The sequence below is a fragment of the Syntrophorhabdus sp. genome (genome assembly GCA_012719415.1).
Lineage (GTDB): Bacteria > Desulfobacterota > Syntrophorhabdia > Syntrophorhabdales > Syntrophorhabdaceae > Delta-02.
On the sequence record JAAYAK010000039.1, the window covers coordinates 1 to 4,568 of the forward strand.

4 protein-coding genes are annotated in these 4,568 nt (G+C 58.8%); all 4 read left to right on the plus strand.

What is annotated here, in order from left to right; genetic code table 11:
* The coding region (locus tag GXX82_02190) for a hypothetical protein (GenBank protein NLT21837.1) at positions 1-536 on the plus strand (536 nt) is incomplete at its 5' end.
* Between the two features lie 237 nt (positions 537-773).
* On the plus strand, positions 774-2,147 hold the full coding sequence (locus tag GXX82_02195) for an ammonium transporter (GenBank protein NLT21838.1): 1,374 nt from the start codon (positions 774-776) through the stop codon (positions 2,145-2,147).
* Between the two features lie 14 nt (positions 2,148-2,161).
* Entirely contained in the window at positions 2,162-2,500 is a 339-nt protein-coding gene (locus tag GXX82_02200) for a P-II family nitrogen regulator (protein NLT21839.1), read from the plus strand.
* Between the two features lie 335 nt (positions 2,501-2,835).
* Positions 2,836-4,392: a sigma 54-interacting transcriptional regulator gene (locus tag GXX82_02205; protein NLT21840.1), complete on the plus strand. Its 1,557-nt coding sequence runs from the start codon at positions 2,836-2,838 to the stop codon at positions 4,390-4,392.
* Positions 4,393-4,568 lie beyond the last annotated feature (176 nt).

Sequence of the window (4,568 nt, forward strand, 5' to 3'; positions counted from 1 at the left end):
ACCTGACCTTGAGCTACACCCACAGCTTCGACAAGCTTTCCCTCACAGGAGGCTACATCTATTACGGGACGAAGTATTGTGATGAGACGGAGGAGCTTTTCGGGACGATAGCATATGACATCATATCGAAACCGACGCTTTCCATCTACCGGGACATCACGAGCTACAAGGGTACCTATTTCAACCTCTCCTTCGGGCACTCTTTCCCGGTGCACAAAGAGATGACCCTCGACCTGGGTGCTTCTTTCGGGTACTTCGTCGGGGAGAGCGATTACTGGAAGACCTATGACAGGTCGACGGGTGCTTACGGGGGAGGCAAATACAAGGGTTTTCATGACGGCATGTTCAAAGCAGGTTTAACGATCCCCATCACCAGGGCCTTCACGATACAACCCATGGTGCAGTACTGGTTCCCGCTTTCGGGTGATGCCGGCAGGGAGTATCCCACTGTGGGGGACATAAAGGACTCGTATAACCCCAACGGGCCGGTGAACAACAACTTCGTCTACGGGATCGGGTTCACGTATGCCTTCTAGATCGAACGCCATTGTTCCGCGACCCGCGATGACGCGGCCATGTGGAGCCCTGATCGGTCAGGCCGGCCTGTTTGATGGCAGCACGATGCAGCATCATGGCCTTCGCAATGAAGCGGAGAAGACCTGATCGGTCAGGTTAAGACTGCTGGAATGACACGGAAGCCCCGGGGGGAACGGACCCCCCTCGACAAGGCGACCGTGAGGCGAAAGAAGCAAATGGATAAAGGAGGTTTCACAATGAAAAGAATCTGGGTGTTTCTAGCGCTAGCTATACTGATGTCAGGACTGGCAGGACCGGTCTTCGCCGATGCCGCGCCTGACCCCTTCGGCATAAAGACGCTCGCGGACAATCCGAAGGCGCCCGTCGATTACGTCTGGGTGCTGGTTTGCGGTTTTCTGGTGATGTTCATGCAGGCGGGCTTCGCGATGGTCGAGACTGGCTTCTGCCGGGCCAAGAACGCGACGAACCTGATGGCAAAGAACACGATGGACTTTGTCGCCGGATCTCTTGGCTTCTTTGTGGTGGGGTACGTCTTCCTCAAGGGCGCCGACGCGGGCGGGCTCATAGGTGTGGGGCCCTTGTTCCTGGGGGGCGGCCAGTATGACGTCGGCAGGTACCTTGATTTCTTCTGGCAACTTGTCTTTTGTGCCACCGCCGCGACGATAGTATCGGGTGCCGTGGCGGAGAGGCTGAAGTTCTCCGCCTATCTCTTCTACAGTATTATCATCAGCATGCTCGTTTATCCCATATACGGTCACTGGGTATGGGGCGGCGGATGGCTTTCCAAGCTGCCCTTCGGTCTCGGGCATCTCGATTTCGCGGGCTCCGGGGTGGTGCACACGATAGGCGGGATGTTCGGGCTCGCGGGGGCCGTAGTCCTGGGGCCGAGATTCGGCAAGTTTACGAAAGAGGGGAAGCCGAACGCTATCCCGGGCCACAGCATCACTCTGGCGGCCCTTGGGGTCTTCATACTCTGGTTCGGCTGGTTCGGGTTCAACCCGGGCTCCACGTTCAACGCGCATCACCTCAGGATATCGGTCATAGCCGTCAACACACTGCTCGCGGCTTCGGCTGGCGGCCTTGCGGCATTGCTCATCGTTCTCATGAAGACGAAGATATATGACGTCGGTATGATGCTGAACGGTGTCCTTGCAGGCCTTGTCGCCGTGACGGCGCCCTGTGCCTGGATAGAGGCATGGGCGGCGGTGGTGATAGGGTTGATCGCCGGGATGCTCGTGGTCATCGGTGTGTACACACTTGAAAGACTGAAGGTCGACGACCCGGTGGGCGCGGTGTCCGTCCACGGCATCAACGGGATCTGGGGCCTCATAAGCGTCGGCATATTCGCTGACGGCACCTACGGGAACTACCTGACGGAGGCGCCATTCGTGAAAGGGCTTCTGTACGGGGGTGGAGCGGGTCAGCTTGTCGCCCAGGTGATAGGCGCCGCTGTTGCTGCCCTGTGGGCGTTTCTGTGCGGATACATCATCTTCAGGATGCTGGACGCCGTTATGGGTATCCGGGTCTCCCCCCAGGAGGAGATCGGAGGCCTTGACGTGGTCGAACACGGCGGCTCGGCCTATCCCGACTTCTATACCCAGAACAAGTAGAGGGAGGCAATACAATGCAGAGAGTAACAGCAATAATAAGGATAGAGAAATTCGACGATGTGAGAGCGGCCCTCGAGAAGAGGGGATACCCCGGTCTGTCCCTCAACAGGATCGAGGGCCACGGGAAGCAAAGGGGCCTCAGGCAGCAGTTCAGGGGGCGGGAATACACGATCGAGATGCTTCCGAAGTACGAGCTGTCGATCGTCGTTAAGGACGATGACACAAAGGCGATCGTGACGACGATCATGGAGGCGGCGCGTACCGGTGAGGCGGGGGATGGGAAGATATTCGTCTCGCCTGTCTCTGAGGTGTACCGTATAAGGACAGGTGAATCGGGCGAGGAGGCCCTTTAGTTCCTTAAGGCGGATAGGGTTTGCGGTGGGGCCGACCGGTTCCGGCCCCCCGCGTTCCCCGTCCGCGAGCCGGTCCCGCTGCCAGGCGGGGAAGGAACGGGAGAGCAGCGCACATCCGGGGATCGGAGATAACGGCCCGAATGCCAAGGTTCGTTGACAATGATCCTGGTATTCTGTAGAATGATCCTATCACGATGATGTGAGGAACAATGGCGTTCGAGGGGAACGCCATTTTCATTTTGAGACGAAGGCGTCTTTGTCCGCCCGAGGGAGGGCGGGAAGACGCCTTTTTCTATTGGAAGCATGAGCCGGCGGGGCCGGAAAGGGGGCCTTACATGGGCGACCAGGGAAATCGTGAGGTAAAGGAGCTTTCGCTTCTTTTCGATATCAGCGCCAGGCTGAGCGAGAGTCTTGATCTCAAGACCGTATTGAGACCGATCCTCCACCTTATTGCCGGGCACATGGAGATACCCAGGGGTACCCTCACCATTCTCAACCGGGCGAGGGAAGAGATCGCGATAGAGGAGGCATACGGTCTTCGTCCCGACGAACAGGCGAGGGGCAGGTACCGCATGGGCGAGGGCGTCACGGGAAAGGTTATCGATACGGGCCAGCCCGTCGTGGTTCCCAATATCGCCGATGAGCCCCTCTTTCTCGACAGAACAGGGTCCCGGAAGAACGTTAACAAGAGGGATGTTGCCTTCATCTGTGTGCCCATCAGGATAGGCAGTGAAGTGATCGGTGCCCTGTCCGCCGACAGGCTGCACAACGAAGGCATGTCCCTGGAGAACGACGTGCGTCTCCTGACCATCATCGCGTCCAGCATCTCCCAGGCCGTCCGCCTTCGCCAGCTGGCGCAGGAAGAGCTGGAAAAGATGAGGGAGGAGAACCGGCGTCTCCATGACCAGTTGAAGACGCGGTACGACATGAAGACCATCGTCGGTAACTCCAAGGGGATGCAGACCGTGTATTCCCTCATCGACAAGGTGTGCCGTACGAACGCCACGGTGCTCATCCTGGGGGAAAGCGGCGTCGGTAAGGAGCGTGTGGCCCAGACCATTCACTACAGTTCGAACAGGGCCTCCCGCCCCTTCGTCAAAGTGAACTGCGCGGCCCTGCCGGAATCCCTGATCGAGAGTGAGCTTTTCGGCCATGAGAGGGGCTCGTTCACGGGCGCGACGATGGCGCGCACAGGCCGGTTCGAGGCGGCGAAGGACGGCACCATCTTTCTCGACGAGGTGGGCGACCTGCCGCCGGTGGTCCAGGTGAAGCTGCTCCGTGTCCTGCAGGAAAAGGAGTTCGAACGCGTGGGCGGAAACGCGCCCATAAAGCTGGAGGCAAGGATCATCACGGCGACGAACAAGGACCTCGAGACCCTTGTCCGGGAAGGAAAGTTCCGGGAGGACCTCTATTACAGGTTCAACGTTTTTCCCATCCTTGTCCCATCGCTTCGGGACCGGAAGACGGACATCATGCTTCTGGCCGACCATTTCATCCAGAAATACGGCAGGGAGCATGGAAAGGAGATCACAAGGGTGTCGACGACCTCGACGGACATGCTCATGAGCTACCACTGGCCGGGCAACGTCCGGGAACTGGAGAACTGTATCGAAAGGGCGATCATCCTCTGCACCGACGGGGTCATCCACAGCTACCATCTTCCGCCCAACCTGAAGGGCGGAGGGCCGGACGGACGGGATACGACCGCTTCCGGTTTCAGGGGCATCATGGCCAGTATGGAACGGGAGATCATCATGGAGGAGCTTAAGAGAACGGGCGGCAACATGGCAAAGGCAGCCAGGGCACTGGGCATCACGGAACGGATGATGGGACTCAGGGTGGCCCGGTACGGAATAGACACCGGACGCTTCAAGGGGAAGGGGGGGAAATGACGGTTGCGAGATGCGGGTTAGAAGCAAAAAAGAGACAGCAAGCCGCAGAGACGACAACTGCGAAGGCCCCGATCTTGCCGGACAGCATCAAGGTCTCCCCGCGTCCTCTTCCCCCGTCATTCCGGCACCCCTCTTCCCCCGTCATTCCGGCACCCCTCTTCCCCCGTCATTCCGGC